The following is a 14,631-nucleotide window of genomic DNA, read 5'->3' as shown; positions in this document are numbered from 1 at the left end:
TACAGATTTTTCGGACAAAACGTCGGACGCTTGAGCGCTGGACGGTAAATGCGGCGGTGCGGAGCGGGCGCCGGACGCGGCAAAGCCGCGCTTGAGAGAGGTGACCGCGCCCCGCACCGCCGCGGGAACAGGGACGACTGGACAGTCCCTGCGTGTCGCGAAGCCTGCCGAGGGCTCGCGTGTCGTGTCCGTTCTGCGGATGAGTGTGCGGGTTGGCGAGCCTCACCGGCAACGCAATTAACGTTGATCATTGACGTGCGTAACAACGCAGCGAGATCATCACGACACGCCGTGGCCCAGGTCACAGCAACCCTCGGTCAAGGGAGTCGCAATGAGCGTCAGCCCCACACCCAGCACCGACGAAGAACGGCTCGCCCAACTCGGCTACCAGCAGGAACTGCATCGCCGACTCTCCGGCTTCTCGAACTTCGCGGTCTCCTTCTCGATCATTTCCATCCTGGCCGGTGCGATCACGTCGTACGGCATCGCCATGACCGCCGGCGGCCCCCTCGCCATCACGCTCGGCTGGCTCTTCGTCGGCATCATGGTCACCGTGGTGGCCCTGGCCATGGCGGAGGTCTGCTCGGCCTACCCGACGGCCGGTGCCCTCTACTGGTGGGCGGCCGCGCTGGCCAAGCGCAACAAGGCCGCCTGGGCCTGGTTCGTGGGGTGGTTCAACTTCCTCGGCGAGGTCGCCGTCACGGCGGCCATCGACTTCGGCGCGGCGATCACCACGGCCGCGTTCCTGAGCCTGACCTTCGACATGGAGGTCACGCCGGGGAAGACGTTCCTGATCTTCCTGGTGATCATCATCGTGCACGGCCTGCTCAACACGTTCGGGGTCAGCCTCGTGCGGCTGCTCTCCGACGTCAGCGCCTGGTGGCACCTGGTCGGGGTGGCCGTGATCGTGGTGCTGCTCACCGTGATCCCGGACCAGCACAAGCCGATCTCCGAGGTCTTCACCGAGGTGCACAACGCGACCGGCTTCACCTTTGCCGGGGCGGGTGTCTACGCCGTCCTCATCGGACTGCTGATGGCGCAGTACACCTACACCGGTTACGACGCGTCGGCGCACGTGGCCGAGGAGACGCACGACGCCTCCCGGGCCGCACCGCGCGGCATCGTGCTGTCGGTGGTCGTCTCGGTGATCGCCGGTTTCGTGCTGCTGGTCGCGATCACCTGGTCGATCCAGGACTACGAGGCCGAGCGGACCACGTCGCTCGGGCTGCCGCCGGCGCAGATCTTCATCGACGCGGTCGGCCACAACACCGGCACGTTCCTGCTGTTCATCTGCATGGTCGCGCAGTGGTTCTGCGGGATGGCCTCGGTCACCGCGAACTCCCGGATGTCGTACGCGTTCGCCCGCGACGGCGCGCTGCCCGGCTCGCGGCTGTGGAAGCAGGTCAACCCGCGGACCGGCACGCCGACCAACTCGATCTGGCTGTGCGTGACCCTGTCGGTGATCCTGGTGCTGCCGTCGCTGTGGAACACCACGGCGTACCTCGCGGCCACCTCGATCGCGGTGATCGGCCTCTACATCGCGTACGTGGCGCCGGTCTTCCTCCGCCGGCGGAACCCGGACTTCGTGCCCGGCCCGTGGAATCTCGGCAAATGGAGTGCGCCGATCGGCTGGATCGCGATTGTCTGGGTACTCATCATCTGCGTGCTGTTCGTCCTGCCCACGGCCGGCCCGATCACCTCGACCAACTTCAACTACACGATCGTCGCGGTGGCGGTCGTGGTCGGCGCCGCGACCATCTGGTGGTTCGCCAGCGCCAAGAACTGGTTCACCGGACCGAAGCAGAACCTGATCGAACAAGCCGCGCACGGCGAGCCGACCCTGCCGACCGAATGATGTAGTTGCTCCCGGGGGACGGGCGCTCGCCCGTCCCCCACCGCCGTCTGCGAAGGATTTCTGCCATGGACCTCGAGGAGCTCGACGTCGCCGTCGACAACGGCAGCATCGACACCGTGCTGCTGGCCCTGACCGACATGCAGGGCCGGTTGCAGGGCAAACGCCTGCACGGCCGCTACTTCATGGACGAGGTGGTCAGCGGGGGCAGCGAGGGTTGCAACTACCTGCTCGCGGTCGACGTCGACATGAACACGGTCGACGGTTACGCGATGTCGTCCTGGGCCAGTGGCTACGGCGATTTCGTGATGCGGCCCGACTTCGGCACCCTGCGCAAGGTGCCCTGGCAGCCCGGCACCGCGATGGTCCTGGCCGACCTGTTCACCACCGACGGCGACCCGGTCTACGCGTCGCCCCGGCAGATCCTGCAACGGCAGCTGGAGCGGCTGGCCGAGCACGGGCTGACCGCGTTCGCCGGCACCGAGCTCGAGTTCGTCCTCTACAAGGACACCTACGAGCAGGCCTTCGACAAGCACTACCGCGACCTGGTCCCGGCCAACCAGTACAACGTCGACTACTCGATGCTCGGCACCGCCCGGGTCGAGCCGCTGCTGCGCCGCATCCGCAACGAGATGTACGGCGCCGGCCTGCAACCCGAGAGCGCCAAGGGCGAGTGCAACTTCGGCCAGCACGAGATCGCGTTCCGTTACGCCGACGCGGTCACCGCGGCCGACAACCACGTCATCTACAAGAACGGCGCCAAGGAGATCGCGGCCCAGGAGGGCATGGCGCTGACCTTCATGGCCAAGCCCAACGCCCGCGAGGGCAACTCCTGCCACATCCACTTCTCGCTGCGGGGTGCGGACGGCCGCTCGGCCATGCTCGGCGACGGGCCGGCCCACCTGAGCGACGTCGGGCAGCGGGTGACGGCCGGGCTGCTGGCCACGCTCCGCGAGTTCAGCCTGCTGTTCGCCCCCAACATCAACTCCTACAAGCGCTACCAGCCGGGCTCGTTCGCGCCGACCGCGCTGCGCTGGGGCGTCGACAACCGCACCTGCTCGCTGCGGATGGCCGGGCACGGCCAGGGCATGCGGGTGGAGAACCGGGTGCCGGGCGGCGACGTGAACCCCTACCTGGCGATCGCCGCGCTGGTGGCCGGCGCGGTCTACGGCATCGAGCACGAGCTCGAGCTGGAACCCGAGTTCACCGGCAACGCCTACGACGACGCGACGGCCGGCCGGGTGCCCGGCACGCTGCGCGAGGCCCACGAGCTCTGGCTCGGCAGCGAGATCGCCCGGGACGCGTTCGGCGCCGACGTGGTCGGCCACTACGCGAACATGGCCCAGGTCGAGCTGACCGCGTTCGACGCGGCGGTGACCGACTGGGAGCTGAGCCGCGGCTTTGAGCGGATGTGAGACGCGCCGGATCCAGCAGATCATGCGTGCTTGTTGTGTAAGGATCGCGCCAGGGAGGTATGCGTGACGACTGACGTGATCAACCCGTCCACCGGACAGCTATTGACCAGCGTCCCTTCGCTGGGGGTGGCGGAGACCGACGACGCCATCGAGCGGGCCGCCCGGGCCTTTCCGGGCTGGCGTGCGGTGGCGCCGGGCGACCGGGCCCGGCTGCTGCGCCGCTTCGCCGCGGTGGTCGACGAGCACCTCGACGAGCTCGCCGATCTGGAGGTCCGCAACGCGGGCCACACGATCGGCAACGCCCGCTGGGAAGCCGGCAATGTCCGGGACGTCCTGAACTACTACGCCGGTGCGCCGGAACGGCTGATCGGCAAGCAGATCCCGGTGGCCGGCGGCCTCGACGTCACGTTCCACGAGCCGCTCGGCGTGGTCGGCATCATCGTGCCGTGGAACTTCCCGATGCCGATCGCCGGCTGGGGGTTCGCCCCGGCGCTGGCGGCCGGCAACACGGTCGTGCTCAAGCCGGCCGAGCTGACCCCGCTCACCGCGATCCGGCTGGGCGAGCTGGCGCTGGAGGCGGGTCTGCCCGAGGGCGTCTTCCAGATCGTGCCGGGCAAGGGCTCGATCGTCGGCCAGCGGTTCGTCACCCACCCGGCGGTCCGCAAGGTCTGCTTCACCGGCTCCACCGGCGTCGGCAAGTCGATCATGGCGGGCTGCGCCGACCAGGTGAAGCGGGTGACCCTCGAACTGGGCGGCAAGAGCGCCAACATCGTCTTCGCCGACGCCGACCTGGAGAAGGCCGCGGCGTCCGCGCCGTCCTCGGTGTTCGACAACGCCGGCCAGGACTGCTGCGCCCGTTCCCGGCTGCTGGTGCAGGAGTCGGTCTACGACAAGTTCCTGGCCCTGCTGGAGCCGGCGGTCAAATCCTTCCGGGTGCAGGATCCGGCGGATGCCGCAGCCGAGATGGGGCCGTTGATCTCCGCCGCCCACCGGACCACCGTGGCGTCCTACGTGGATGGCGCCGACGTCGGATTTGTCGGAAGTGCTCCTGAGGGTGACGGCTGGTGGTTCCCGCCGACCGTTCTTCTCGCCCACGGCCCCGACGACCGGCACTGGCGCGAGGAGGTTTTCGGCCCGGTGCTGAGCGTGCTGCCGTTCAAGGACGAGGACGACGCGATCCGGCTGGCCAACGACACCGAGTACGGGTTGTCCGGCTCGCTCTGGACCCGCGACCTGGGCCGGGCGCTGCGCGTCTCGCGGGCCGTGGAGACCGGCGCGCTCAGCGTCAACAGTCACTCCTCGGTGCGGTACTGGACGCCGTTCGGTGGCATGAAGCAGTCCGGCCTCGGCCGGGAGCTCGGCCCCGACGCACTGCTCGGCTTCACCGACGTGAAGAACGTGTTCATCTCGATGGGAGATTAAGTGGAACGTCTGCAGGATCGCGTCGCCGTCATCACCGGCGCCGGCAGCGGGATCGGGCTGGCCACCGCCCGGCGGTTCGCCGCGGAGGGTGCCAAGGTCGTCGCGGTGGACATCTCCGCCGACGCCGGCAAGGCGGCCGCGGACGAGACCGGCGGTGAGTTCGTCGCCTGCGACGTCAGCGACGAGGAGCAGGTCAAGGCGCTGTTCGACGGGGTCGCCGAGCGGTACGGCCGGGTCGACATCGCGTTCAACAACGCCGGCATCTCGCCGCCCGACGACGACTCGATCCTGGTCACCGGGATCGACGCGTGGGAACGGGTCATCCGGGTCAACACCACGAGCGTCTTCTTCTGCTGCAAGTACGCGATTCCGCACATGCAGCGGCAGGGTAAGGGCTCGATCATCAACACCGCCTCGTTCGTGGCCCTGCTCGGCGCGGCCACCTCGCAGATCGCCTACACGGCGAGCAAGGGCGGGGTGCTGGCGATGACCCGGGAGCTCGGCGTGCAGTTCGCCCGCGAGGGCATCCGGATCAACGCGCTCTGCCCCGGGCCGGTGGCGACGCCACTTCTGATGGATCTTTTCGCGAAGGATCCGGAGCGAGCCGCCCGCCGGCTGGTGCACGTGCCGATGGGCCGGTTCGCCGAGCCGGACGAGATCGCGGCGGCGGTGGCGTTCCTCGCCAGTGACGACGCCTCGTTCATGACGGCGTCGCAGTTCGTCGTCGACGGCGGCATCACCGGCGCATATGTAACTCCGCTGTGATGTTTTAACAGTCCCGCACCCGGGGAACGATCTGTGATACGCCCGACAAAAATCGGGCGCAGGGGTCGAATCCCCGCTGGTGCAGGCCACAGATCCCTGTGTCGGTGGGACAGATGGGCCCGGGCGCGGCGTCACCTCTCCGGTGACGCCGCGCACCAAACCTCCCACCGAGATCGCCCGGTCGAACGAGCCCGAAACGAAACACGATCTGACTACGGTGGAGCGATGCGCCCGATCATCGGCATCACCTCGTACGTGGTGCCTGCCACGTGGGGTGTCTGGCACGACCTGCCCACGGCGCTGATCCCGAATGACTACGTGGCCGCCGTCGAGCAGGCCGGTGGCCGCGCGGTGATCATCCCGCCCGACGACCGCGATCCTGACGTGCTGCGGGTCCTCGACGGACTGCTGCTGGCCGGCGGTCCCGACGTCGAACCGGCCCGCTACGGCGCCGCGCCGGAACCGTTGACCGAGTCCCGCCCGGAGCGGGACGCCGGTGAGTTCCTACTGGTCCAGCGAGCGTTGGCGACCGATCTGCCGATCCTCGGCGTCTGCCGTGGCATGCAGGTGCTGGCCGTCGCGGCCGGCGGCTCCCTGCACCAGCACCTGCCCGACGTGCTCGGCCACGAACGGCACCGGCCGGCTCCCGGCGTCTACGGCGAGCAGGAGGCCCGCTTCCAGCCCGGCAGCATGATCGCCAAGCTGATGGGCGACGACGTCGCCATCCACTGCTATCACCACCAGGGTGTCGCCGAGGCCGGCACGCTGACCGTCACCGGTTACACCGAGGACGGCCTGGCCGAGGCCATCGAGGACCAGGACCGCCGGTTCGTGCTCGGCGTCCAGTGGCATCCGGAGGTGATCCGCGACCACCGCCTTTTCGGCGCGCTGGTCGAGGCAGCCGGCTAAGCGCCGGCACACCGTTGCCGAAGAACCGGGAAGAGGAGGAACCCACCGCATGCGCAGGCCCCTGATCGGCATGACCGCGTACGCCCAGCAGGTGCAGTACGGCAGTAACGACCTGATGGCGGGAATGCTTCCGATGACGTACGTGCGGGCCGTGCACGCGACCGGCGGCCGTGCCGTGCTGATCACCCCGGACGATCCGGACATCGACGTGCTGGAATCGCTGGACGGGATCGTCTTCTCCGGTGGTGGCGACGTCGACCCGGCGTTCTGGGGAGCCGAGCCGCACCCGGCGACCGACGTCGACGCGGTGCGCGACGCCTCCGAGATGCTGCTGATGCGGGCCGCGCTCGAGCTCGACCTGCCGCTCCTCGGTGTGTGCCGCGGCATGCAGCTGATGGCGGTGGCCGGCGGCGGCACCCTGCACCAGCACCTGCCCGAGCTGATCGGGACCGAACGGCACCAGGCCGCCGCGGGCACCGACCCGCTGGCCGCCGACGCCTCCGCCTACGGCCGGCACGACGTGGTGGTCGCGCCCGATTCCCGGGCGCACGAACTGGTCGGCTCGCATCTCGTGGTCAACTCCTTCCACCATCAGGCGGTCGACGAGCCGGGCAAGTTCACCGCGGTCGGCTGGTGCCCGGACGACCGGGTCGTGGAGATCATCGAGAGTTCGCAGCACACCTTTGCCTTCGGCGTGCAGTGGCATCCCGAGCGCACCTCCGACCTGCGCCTCTTCGCGGCTCTGGTGGAGGCCGCGACCGAACGCTCGGGTCTGCGCCGCCCCGCGTACGCGGGGTAGCGGAACGCTTCGCCCGGCGGCCCGCGACGGCCGCGACGGACCGCTTGCCGGCCGCCTCGGCGGGACGGGGTGTTCTGCGGTTGGGAACGGTCCGGCGCGTACCCGTATGGGTATCTTGGGGTCGGGTCTGCCGGTGTTACGGTGCAGATCGTGGCGGTCGCGGAAGGGTCCATGGGCGCGGAATTGCCGCGTCAGTTGCGCACCGCGTTCGAGCGTGGCGGCGAAATGGGCCGGCGGATGCTGGAGCTGGACTGGTCGGCCAGTCCGCTCGGGCCGCCGGCGAGCTGGCCCGCGGAACTGATCAATGCGGTTGCGACCATGCTGGCCTCGCGTGCGCAGATCATCATTTTCTTCGGGCCGGAGTACTGCGCGCTCTACAACGACGCCTACATTCCCGCCTTGGGCAGCAAGCATCCCGACAACCTGGGCCGGCCCGGGCGCAAAATGTGGGCCGAGGCGTGGACGCTGCTGCAGGAGCTGTTCGGCGGGGTCCGGGAGAACGACAGCTCCTACTTCGGGCCGGACCACCCGTTCATGCTGGAGCGGCACGGGTTCCTCGAGGAGTGTTATTTCGACATTTCCTATGACCCGATCCGCTCGGTGGACGGTGCGGTCAGCGGGATCTTCTGCATCGTCTCCGACACCACCTTCCGGGTGCTCGGCGAGCGTCGCACCCGGACGCTCTCGGCTCTCGGTTCGCGGCTGGCCGACTCGCCGGACGAGGCCGCGCTGATCGCCGAGGTGGCCGAGGTTTTTCGCGAGAATTCGGCCGACGTGCCGTTCGCCCGGCTGGTGCTGGACCCGGCCGAGGTGCCGGCGACGTCGGCCGGCGGCACGGTCGCGTTGCGCGAGGTCACCGACCCGGCGCCGACGGCCGCGGACGAGGCGCTGGTGCTGCCGGTCGGGATCGGCGCGACGGTGGACGGCGCGTTGATCGTGGGAGCGAGCCGGTTCGTCGCGCTCGATCGCGGCTACCGTGACTTCCTCGATCTGGCTGTCGCCCAGATTTCCCGCGCGGTGGCGAACCTGCGCGCCTACGAGCGGGAACGGGCCCGGACCACCGAGCTGGCCGCGCTCGACCAGGCCAAGACCAACTTCTTCTCCAACGTGAGCCACGAGTTCCGTACGCCGCTGACGCTGATCCTCGGCCCGTTGGAGGACCTGCTCGACGACCCGGCCCTGCCGGCCGCCGAGCGGGAGCGGCTGCTGCCGATGCAACGCAACGGACTGCGCCTGCTGAAGCTGGTCAACACGGTGCTCGACTTCTCCCGCCTGGAGTCGGGGCGGATGCGGGCCGTTTACCGTCCGACGGATCTGGCCGATTACACGGCGCGACTGGCGAGCGCGTTCCGGTCGGCCGCCGAGCGGGCCGAGCTCGACCTGGTGGTGGACACACCGGCGCTGCCCGAACCGGTCCACGTCGACCGGGAGATGTGGGAGAAGATCGTTCTCAACCTGCTCTCCAACGCCATCAAGTTCACCCCGGCCGGCCGGATCGAGCTGCGCGTCCACGCCGAGGCCGGGCTGGCCGTGCTGACCGTGCGGGACACCGGCGTCGGGGTGGCCACCGCCGAGCAACCGCTGCTGTTCGACCGTTTCCACCGGGTCGCCGGTGCCTGGTCGCGCACCCATGAGGGCACCGGCATCGGGCTCGCCCTGGTGCGCGAGCTGGCCGAGCTGCACGGCGGATCGGTGAGCGCGGAGAGTGAGGTCGACCGCGGCAGCGTCTTCACCGTGCGCATTCCCTTCGGTGTTGCCCATCTGCCGGCCGACCGGATCGGCGAGGAGGGCGCCGCGGTCGTCACCGACGTCGCGCCGCGGCTTTTTCTCGAGGAGACGTCCTCCTGGCTGCTCGAAGCCGGGCCGGTCGAGCCGCCGACCGGCCGGCGGGGCCACATCCTGCTCGTCGACGACAACACCGACCTGCGCGACCACGTGGCCCGGCTGCTGCACCCGCACTGGGACGTGTCCACCGCGGTGGACGGGGTGGCCGCGCTGGAGCTGATCGAGCACAAGGCGTTCGACCTGGTGCTGACCGACGTGATGATGCCGCGGCTGGACGGCTTCGGCCTGATCGCCGCGCTGCGCGCCGACGACCGCACCCGGGACGTGCCGATCGTGGTGCTCTCGGCCCGGGCCGGTGAGGAGGCGTCCGGCGCCGGCCTGGCCGCCGGGGCCGACGACTACCTGGTGAAACCGTTCACGGCGCGGGACCTCACCGCCCGGGTGCGGGCCAACCTCGACCTCGGCCAGGCCCGCCGGCAGGTGGTCAGCCGGCTGCGCGGCCTGGTCGACGCGTTCACCGCGGTCAGCACCGTGCGGACCATCGCCGAGGTGCTCGACGTGGCCGCCCACCACGTGCTGACCATGACCGGGGCCGGCCGGGTGGTGGTGACCGCGGCCGGTGCGCGGGCCGAGATGGACGGCGGCGCCGACCCGCAGGCCGGGCCGGACGCCGAGATGTCGCTGCCGGACACCTCCGGCGCCCCGGTCGGCGAGCTGCGGGTCTGGTCCGGTTCGGACGGTCCGCCCGACCCGGCCCTGCTCACCCAGCTGGCCCGGCTGATCGGGCTGCGCCTCGCCAACGCCCGCCTCTACGAGGCCGAGCACCGGATCGCCACCACCCTGCAGCACAGCCTGCTGCCGCCGTCGCTGCCCCGGGTGCCCGGCGCCGTGGTGGCCAGCCGCTATCTGCCCGGCAGCAGCGAGGCCGAGGTCGGCGGCGACTGGTACGACGTGATCGCCGCCCCCGACGACCGGCTGTTCCTGGTGATCGGCGACGTGGTCGGCAAGGGGGTGCAGGCGGCGGCCGGGATGGGGCAGCTGCGCAACGCGCTCCGGGCGTACATCCTCGAGGGCTTCGACTGCGGCGAGGCGCTCACCCGGCTGAACCGGCTCGTCGACAACCTGGGCCGGCGCCAGTTCGCCACCGTGGTGTGCGTGCGGTTCGACCCGCTGACCGGGCATCTGCACTACTCGTCGGCCGGCCACCCGCCCCCGGTGCTGATCCGCCCCGGGCAGCCGGGCACGTTCCTCTACCGCACCGCGCTGGGCCCGCCGATCGGTGCGCTCGCCGTCGCCGAGTACCCGACCAGGGAGGCGTCCCTGGTCCGCGACGACCGGCTGCTGCTCTACACCGACGGCCTGGTCGAGGACCGCCGGGTCGGCATCGACACCGGCCTCAATCAGCTGCTCGAGGACGCCGCGAAACCGGCCGACCACGTCGAGGACCTGCTCGACGCGCTGCTGTCGCGAGCCGCCCGGCGCACCCGGCGCGACGACATCGCGCTGCTCGTGCTGCAGGCCACCGAACCGCGCGAGTTCGTGCTGCGGTTACCCGCCGACCCGACCCGGCTCAGCGTCCTGCGCCGCCGCCTCGAGGACTTCCTCACCGGGCACGGCGTGCCCGAGGCCGACGTGTTCGACCTGACCGTGGCGGTCTCCGAGGCGGCCGCCAACGCGATCGAGCACCCGGTCGACCCGGTCGAACCGCAGATCACCGTCGAGGCGTCGATCGACGAGGACGCGGTGCTGGTCACGGTGCGCGACACCGGGCGCTGGCGACCGGCCTCGCCGGGTGGCTTCCGCGGGCGCGGGCTGGCGCTGATCGGCGCGCTGACCGAGCTGTCGGTGGCGCGCAGCGATCAGGGCACCGCGGTGACGCTGCGGCGGCCCCTGAGTCTCTGAAACCTCACTCGCTGAGCCAGGGCTGTTCGGCCAGGCCGGAGATCTCCAGCACTCGCCGCACCTGGGACGAGGGCAGCACGGTGAGCGCCTCGCCGTACGACTCGACGAGCTGGAGAACCGCATGGATGGCGGCCGAGTCGAAGAACGTGACCTCACGCAGGTCGAGCGTCGCTGCGGAGGCGCCCTGCGTGCGGGCAGCACGAATCATGGCGTCGGCGGTCGACATGTCGACCTCGCCGGTCACGGTCACCGTGGCCCGGCCGTCGGCCACCGCGACGGTGGCCGAGAAGTTGGGGTCCGGCCCCTCTTGATCCACGAACATACGATTTCACAGGCGTCCGAGGGCGGCAAGAACCGCCCGAACAGGTTCCGCCGAGCCGTTATCGTGCGACCGCCGCCACCTCGGCCGCCGGTGCCACGGCGATAGGCTGGGGCCTATGACCGTGCGCGCCCTACTGGCGCCGGGAAAGCAGTCGCCCTGGCGGGCGGTCCCGGCGCAGATCATCCGTCCTGAGTACGTGGGTAAGAAGCGCCCGAAAGAGTGGCGCGGTTCGCACGTGCAGACCCCCGAGACCATCGAGAAGATGCGAATCGCCGGGCGGATCGCGGCGCAGGCGACCCAGCTCGCCGGCGAGCACTGCAAGCCGGGCGTCACCACCGACGAGATCGACCGGGTGGTGCACGAGTTCATCCTCGACCACGGCGCCTACCCGTCCACCCTGGGCTACAAGGGCTTCCCGAAGTCGTGCTGCACGTCGCTCAATGAGGTGATCTGCCACGGCATCCCCGACTCGACCGTTCTCGAGGACGGCGACATCATCAACGTCGACGTCACCGCCTATCTGAACGGCGTGCACGGCGACACCGACGCGACGTTCTGCGTGGGCGAGGCCGGCGAGGAGGCGCGGCTGCTGGTCGAGCGCACCCACGAGGCGATGATGCGCGGCATCCGCGCGGTCGCCCCGGGCCGCCCGATCAACGCGATCGGCCGGGTCATCGAGGCGTACGCGCGACGCTTCGGCTACGGCGTGGTGCGCGACTTCACCGGCCACGGCATCGGCGAGACGTTCCACTCCGGTCTGTACATCCCGCACTACGACAACCCGCGCCTCGACACGGTGATGGAACCGGGCATGACCTTCACCATCGAACCGATGATCACCCTGGGCACCTACGAGTACGACGTGTGGGCCGACGGCTGGACGGTCGTCACCAAGGACCGCAAGTGGACCGCCCAGTTCGAGCACACCCTGGTGGTCACCGAGGACGGCTACGAGATCCTGACCCTGCCGTGAGTCTCGTAGTCGAGCATCACCACGCCGATGTCTCCGGCGGCTGGCTGCGGGCCGCGACGTTCGGCGCGATGGACGGCCTGGTCACCAACATCGCGCTGATCGCCGGGGTGGGCGGCGGCGGGGCCAGCCACCGCACGCTGGTGCTGACCGGGGTGGCCGGCCTGGTGGCCGGGGCGATCTCGATGGGCCTGGGCGAGTACACGAGCGTCCGCAGCCAGAACGATCAGGTGCAGGCCGAGCTGGCCAAGGAACGCCACGAACTCGAGGTCAACCCGGACGGCGAGGCGGCCGAGCTGGTGGCCGCGTGGACCGCCCGCGGCCTGCCGGTGCATCTGGCCGAGCAGGTGGCGGCGGTGCTGCGGGACAACCCCGAACAGGCGCTGCGGGTGCACGCCCAGGAGGAGCTGGGGGTCGTCCCCGACGAGCTGCCCAGCCCGTGGACGGCGGCCGGCTCGTCGTTCGTCTGCTTCTCGATCGGCGCCCTGATTCCGCTGCTCACCTACCTGTTCGGCAGCGACGACCTGTGGCTGGCGCTCGCCGTGGGTGGCCTCGGGCTCTTCGGCGCCGGCGCGCTGGTGGCTCGGTTCACCGCCCAGTCCTGGTGGTTCAGCGGCCTGCGCCAGCTGGCCCTGGGTGGCCTGGCCGCCGCGGTCACCTACGCCATCGGCGTGCTGATCTCCTAGGGCCGATCGAACAGCGCGGCCAGATCTCCGTCCACCGGGCGGCCCCGGGCGGCCAGTTCCTCGGCGTGTTCCTTCAGGACCGCGCCGAGGACCTGGATGTCGGCGCCCGCGACACCGGTGCGGGTCACCGCGTCGGCCGCGTTGCGGAAGTAGGTGCGGGTGAGCAGGCCGACGATCATCGCGGCGTGCAGCCGGGCCTCGGCGATCATCACCAGCGCGGCGTCCGTCTCGTACCACTCGGCGAGCCGGACCGCGCGGGTGTGCGCCGCCGACGCGAGCGCCCAGTTGTGCCGGGCCAGCGTCGTGAACTCGGGCGGTCGCGCCTCGGCGAGCCGGGCCAGGTGGGTGTCGCGCAGCCGGCCGAACCAGCCGCGCGGATCGTGCAGCGGCCGGGTGGTCACGTACCGGTCGGCGTCCAGCGGCCAGCGCGAGGTCAGCTCCCGTGCCCGGCGCAGGCCGTCGTCCCCGGTGATCACCTCGAGGTCGACAAGGGTGCCGTCGACCCGGCGCAGCGCCGGTTTCGGGCCGGCGCCCTCCCGGTAGGTCACCACCAGCACGTTGACGTCGCTGCCCTCGCGGTCGTCGCCGTGCGCCAGCGACCCGTGCACGCCGATCGCCTGCACCTCGGCCGACCAGCGGCGTTCGATGGCGTCCTGCAGCCGCACCGCCAGTCGCCCGCGCGGCGACACGTCGATCTCCTCGAACACCCCGTCATTCTTCGGTATCCCGGTGTCAGCGAAAGGCGTCCGGCGCGGAGCACGAAAACGGACAGACCGGTGTCAGCCCGCGCGGCCAGGGAAGGCCATCGTCAGGGGCGCCACCGCGTTGAGCCGCCGCCATCGGACGGCGCGCACGGCGGCGTCGGTCAGGGCGGCGAGCGCGGTGGTCCGATCGTCGTTCTCGGTCACCCCGAGCACCGGCCGCCAGGACTGCGCGACCCCGTCCTCGATCTTGATGGCGAGGTCCAGTGCGGAGTCCCGGTCGGTCACCGGGAAGGGCAGGGTGTAGCCGGCCGGCAAGGGGCCCGAGCTGGATTTGAGCGCGGCGATCTGGTTGATCAGCCAGTCCCGGCGTTCGCGGTGTTCCAGCTCCGCGGCGCGGGCCGCGGTTACCTCGGCCCTGGCGGTCAGCCGCACGCCGATCAGACCGTACGCGTAGATGGCCGCCTCCTCGGCGGCCAGCGCGGCCGCGAGCGCCTCGGTCATCGCAGCGCCTCGACGTGGGTGGCCCGGCAGGCGGCGATCGAGCCGACCGTCCCGGCGCGCAGGGCCGTGGTCGCCCGGCAGGCCGCCACCGCGTTCTTCGCGGCGCTCTGCTCGGCCGTCTGGAAGGCGGCGATCACCTCGTCCGCCGTGGCGCCGGCCGACATGGCCGATGCCGGGCTGGAGGCGGAGGCCGAGGTCGGCGTGGTGCGGCCGATCAGGGTGGCCAGCTCGGCGGCGTGCGCCCGGTGGTCGGCGGCGAGCGGGCTGAGCCGGGTGGCGAGGTCGGGGAGGCTCAGGATCGCCCGGTCGTAGGCGATGGCCAGGGTGAGCGCCTCGTCGAGCAGCGGCTGCAGTGCGTCCACCGGCGTCGGCGAGTCGGCATCGCTGCCGCATCCGGCCAGGCCGCCGGTGAGCATCAGCCCGGCGCCCAGCACCCACCGTCGGGTATGTCCCACTTCGCTCATCCGCACCGCGCCAGTCAACACCATTCGGCCGGTGGTGGGTGGTTAAGGCCCCGCGAGCGCCGCGCGTTACGCTCTGCGTCAGCCGCGGGGCTTTCAGCCCGGCGGCATATAGTGCTTTCCTTGGAACACTAGTGA

General features: G+C 70.7%; 13 protein-coding genes. 9 read left to right on the top strand and 4 right to left on the bottom strand.

Translation table 11 applies throughout. From position 1 onward, the window contains the following. Positions 1-331 precede the first annotated feature (331 nt). The 7 genes from Ate02nite_RS06250 (at position 332) to Ate02nite_RS06220 (ending at position 10,849) form a co-directional block, all read left to right on the top strand. Positions 332-1,855 (top strand): amino acid permease, encoded by a 1,524-nt coding sequence (locus tag Ate02nite_RS06250; protein WP_203800353.1) that lies wholly within the window; start codon positions 332-334, stop codon positions 1,853-1,855. Positions 1,856-1,920: 65 nt separating this feature from the next. Beyond that, entirely contained in the window at positions 1,921-3,267 is a 1,347-nt protein-coding gene (locus tag Ate02nite_RS06245) for a glutamine synthetase family protein (RefSeq protein ID WP_203800351.1), read from the top strand. A gap of 63 nt (positions 3,268-3,330) precedes the next feature. After that, positions 3,331-4,689, top strand: a complete 1,359-nt coding sequence (locus tag Ate02nite_RS06240; protein WP_203800349.1) for an aldehyde dehydrogenase family protein — start codon at positions 3,331-3,333, stop codon at positions 4,687-4,689. Further along, positions 4,690-5,454: a 3-oxoacyl-ACP reductase gene (locus tag Ate02nite_RS06235; RefSeq protein ID WP_203800347.1), complete on the top strand. Its 765-nt coding sequence runs from the start codon at positions 4,690-4,692 to the stop codon at positions 5,452-5,454. It abuts the gene before it with no gap. A 225-nt stretch (positions 5,455-5,679) separates the two neighbouring features. Next, entirely contained in the window at positions 5,680-6,363 is a 684-nt protein-coding gene (locus Ate02nite_RS06230) for a gamma-glutamyl-gamma-aminobutyrate hydrolase family protein (protein ID WP_203800345.1), read from the top strand. 49 nt (positions 6,364-6,412) lie between these two features. Then, positions 6,413-7,162, top strand: a complete 750-nt coding sequence (locus Ate02nite_RS06225; protein WP_203800343.1) for a gamma-glutamyl-gamma-aminobutyrate hydrolase family protein — start codon at positions 6,413-6,415, stop codon at positions 7,160-7,162. A 171-nt stretch (positions 7,163-7,333) separates the two neighbouring features. Next, positions 7,334-10,849, top strand: a complete 3,516-nt coding sequence (locus Ate02nite_RS06220) for a SpoIIE family protein phosphatase (protein WP_203800620.1) — start codon at positions 7,334-7,336, stop codon at positions 10,847-10,849. 4 nt (positions 10,850-10,853) lie between these two features. Here the strand turns inward: Ate02nite_RS06220 and Ate02nite_RS06215 are convergent, their stop codons facing one another. After that, positions 10,854-11,171, bottom strand: coding sequence for an STAS domain-containing protein (locus Ate02nite_RS06215; RefSeq protein WP_203800341.1), 318 nt, complete (start codon positions 11,169-11,171; stop codon positions 10,854-10,856). Positions 11,172-11,286: 115 nt separating this feature from the next. On the opposite strand from Ate02nite_RS06215, the gene map reads away from it, so the two are divergent. Both map and Ate02nite_RS06205 read left to right on the top strand, forming a co-directional pair. Continuing rightward, positions 11,287-12,144 carry a type I methionyl aminopeptidase gene (map, locus tag Ate02nite_RS06210; protein WP_203800339.1) on the top strand — a complete coding sequence of 286 codons (858 nt, stop codon included), beginning with the start codon at positions 11,287-11,289 and terminating at the stop codon, positions 12,142-12,144. Then, complete coding sequence (locus tag Ate02nite_RS06205; RefSeq protein WP_203800330.1) at positions 12,141-12,827, top strand: VIT1/CCC1 transporter family protein; 687 nt, start codon at positions 12,141-12,143, stop codon at positions 12,825-12,827. The genes map and Ate02nite_RS06205 overlap by 4 nt, the downstream gene beginning before the upstream one ends. Here Ate02nite_RS06205 and Ate02nite_RS06200 read toward each other — a convergent pair. The 3 genes from Ate02nite_RS06200 to Ate02nite_RS06190 all read right to left on the bottom strand — a co-directional run bounded on the left by Ate02nite_RS06200 (position 12,824) and on the right by Ate02nite_RS06190 (position 14,496). Further along, a complete protein-coding gene (locus tag Ate02nite_RS06200; protein ID WP_203800329.1) occupies positions 12,824-13,534 on the bottom strand; it encodes a nucleotidyltransferase domain-containing protein in 711 nt (236 codons plus the stop codon). The two genes, Ate02nite_RS06205 and Ate02nite_RS06200, sit on opposite strands and share 4 nt — an antisense overlap. 72 nt (positions 13,535-13,606) lie before the next feature. After that, positions 13,607-14,032: a ferritin-like domain-containing protein gene (locus Ate02nite_RS06195; RefSeq protein ID WP_203800327.1), complete on the bottom strand. Its 426-nt coding sequence runs from the start codon at positions 14,030-14,032 to the stop codon at positions 13,607-13,609. Next, entirely contained in the window at positions 14,029-14,496 is a 468-nt protein-coding gene (locus tag Ate02nite_RS06190) for a hypothetical protein (RefSeq protein ID WP_239147159.1), read from the bottom strand. Before Ate02nite_RS06190 ends, Ate02nite_RS06195 begins: the two co-directional genes overlap by 4 nt. Between the last annotated feature and the right edge of the window lie 135 nt (positions 14,497-14,631).

This window comes from Paractinoplanes tereljensis, assembly GCF_016862435.1.
GTDB classification, from domain to species: domain Bacteria; phylum Actinomycetota; class Actinomycetes; order Mycobacteriales; family Micromonosporaceae; genus Actinoplanes; species Actinoplanes tereljensis.
Note: the sequence above shows the minus strand (reverse complement) of the source record. Positions and strands in the feature narration are given on the sequence as shown.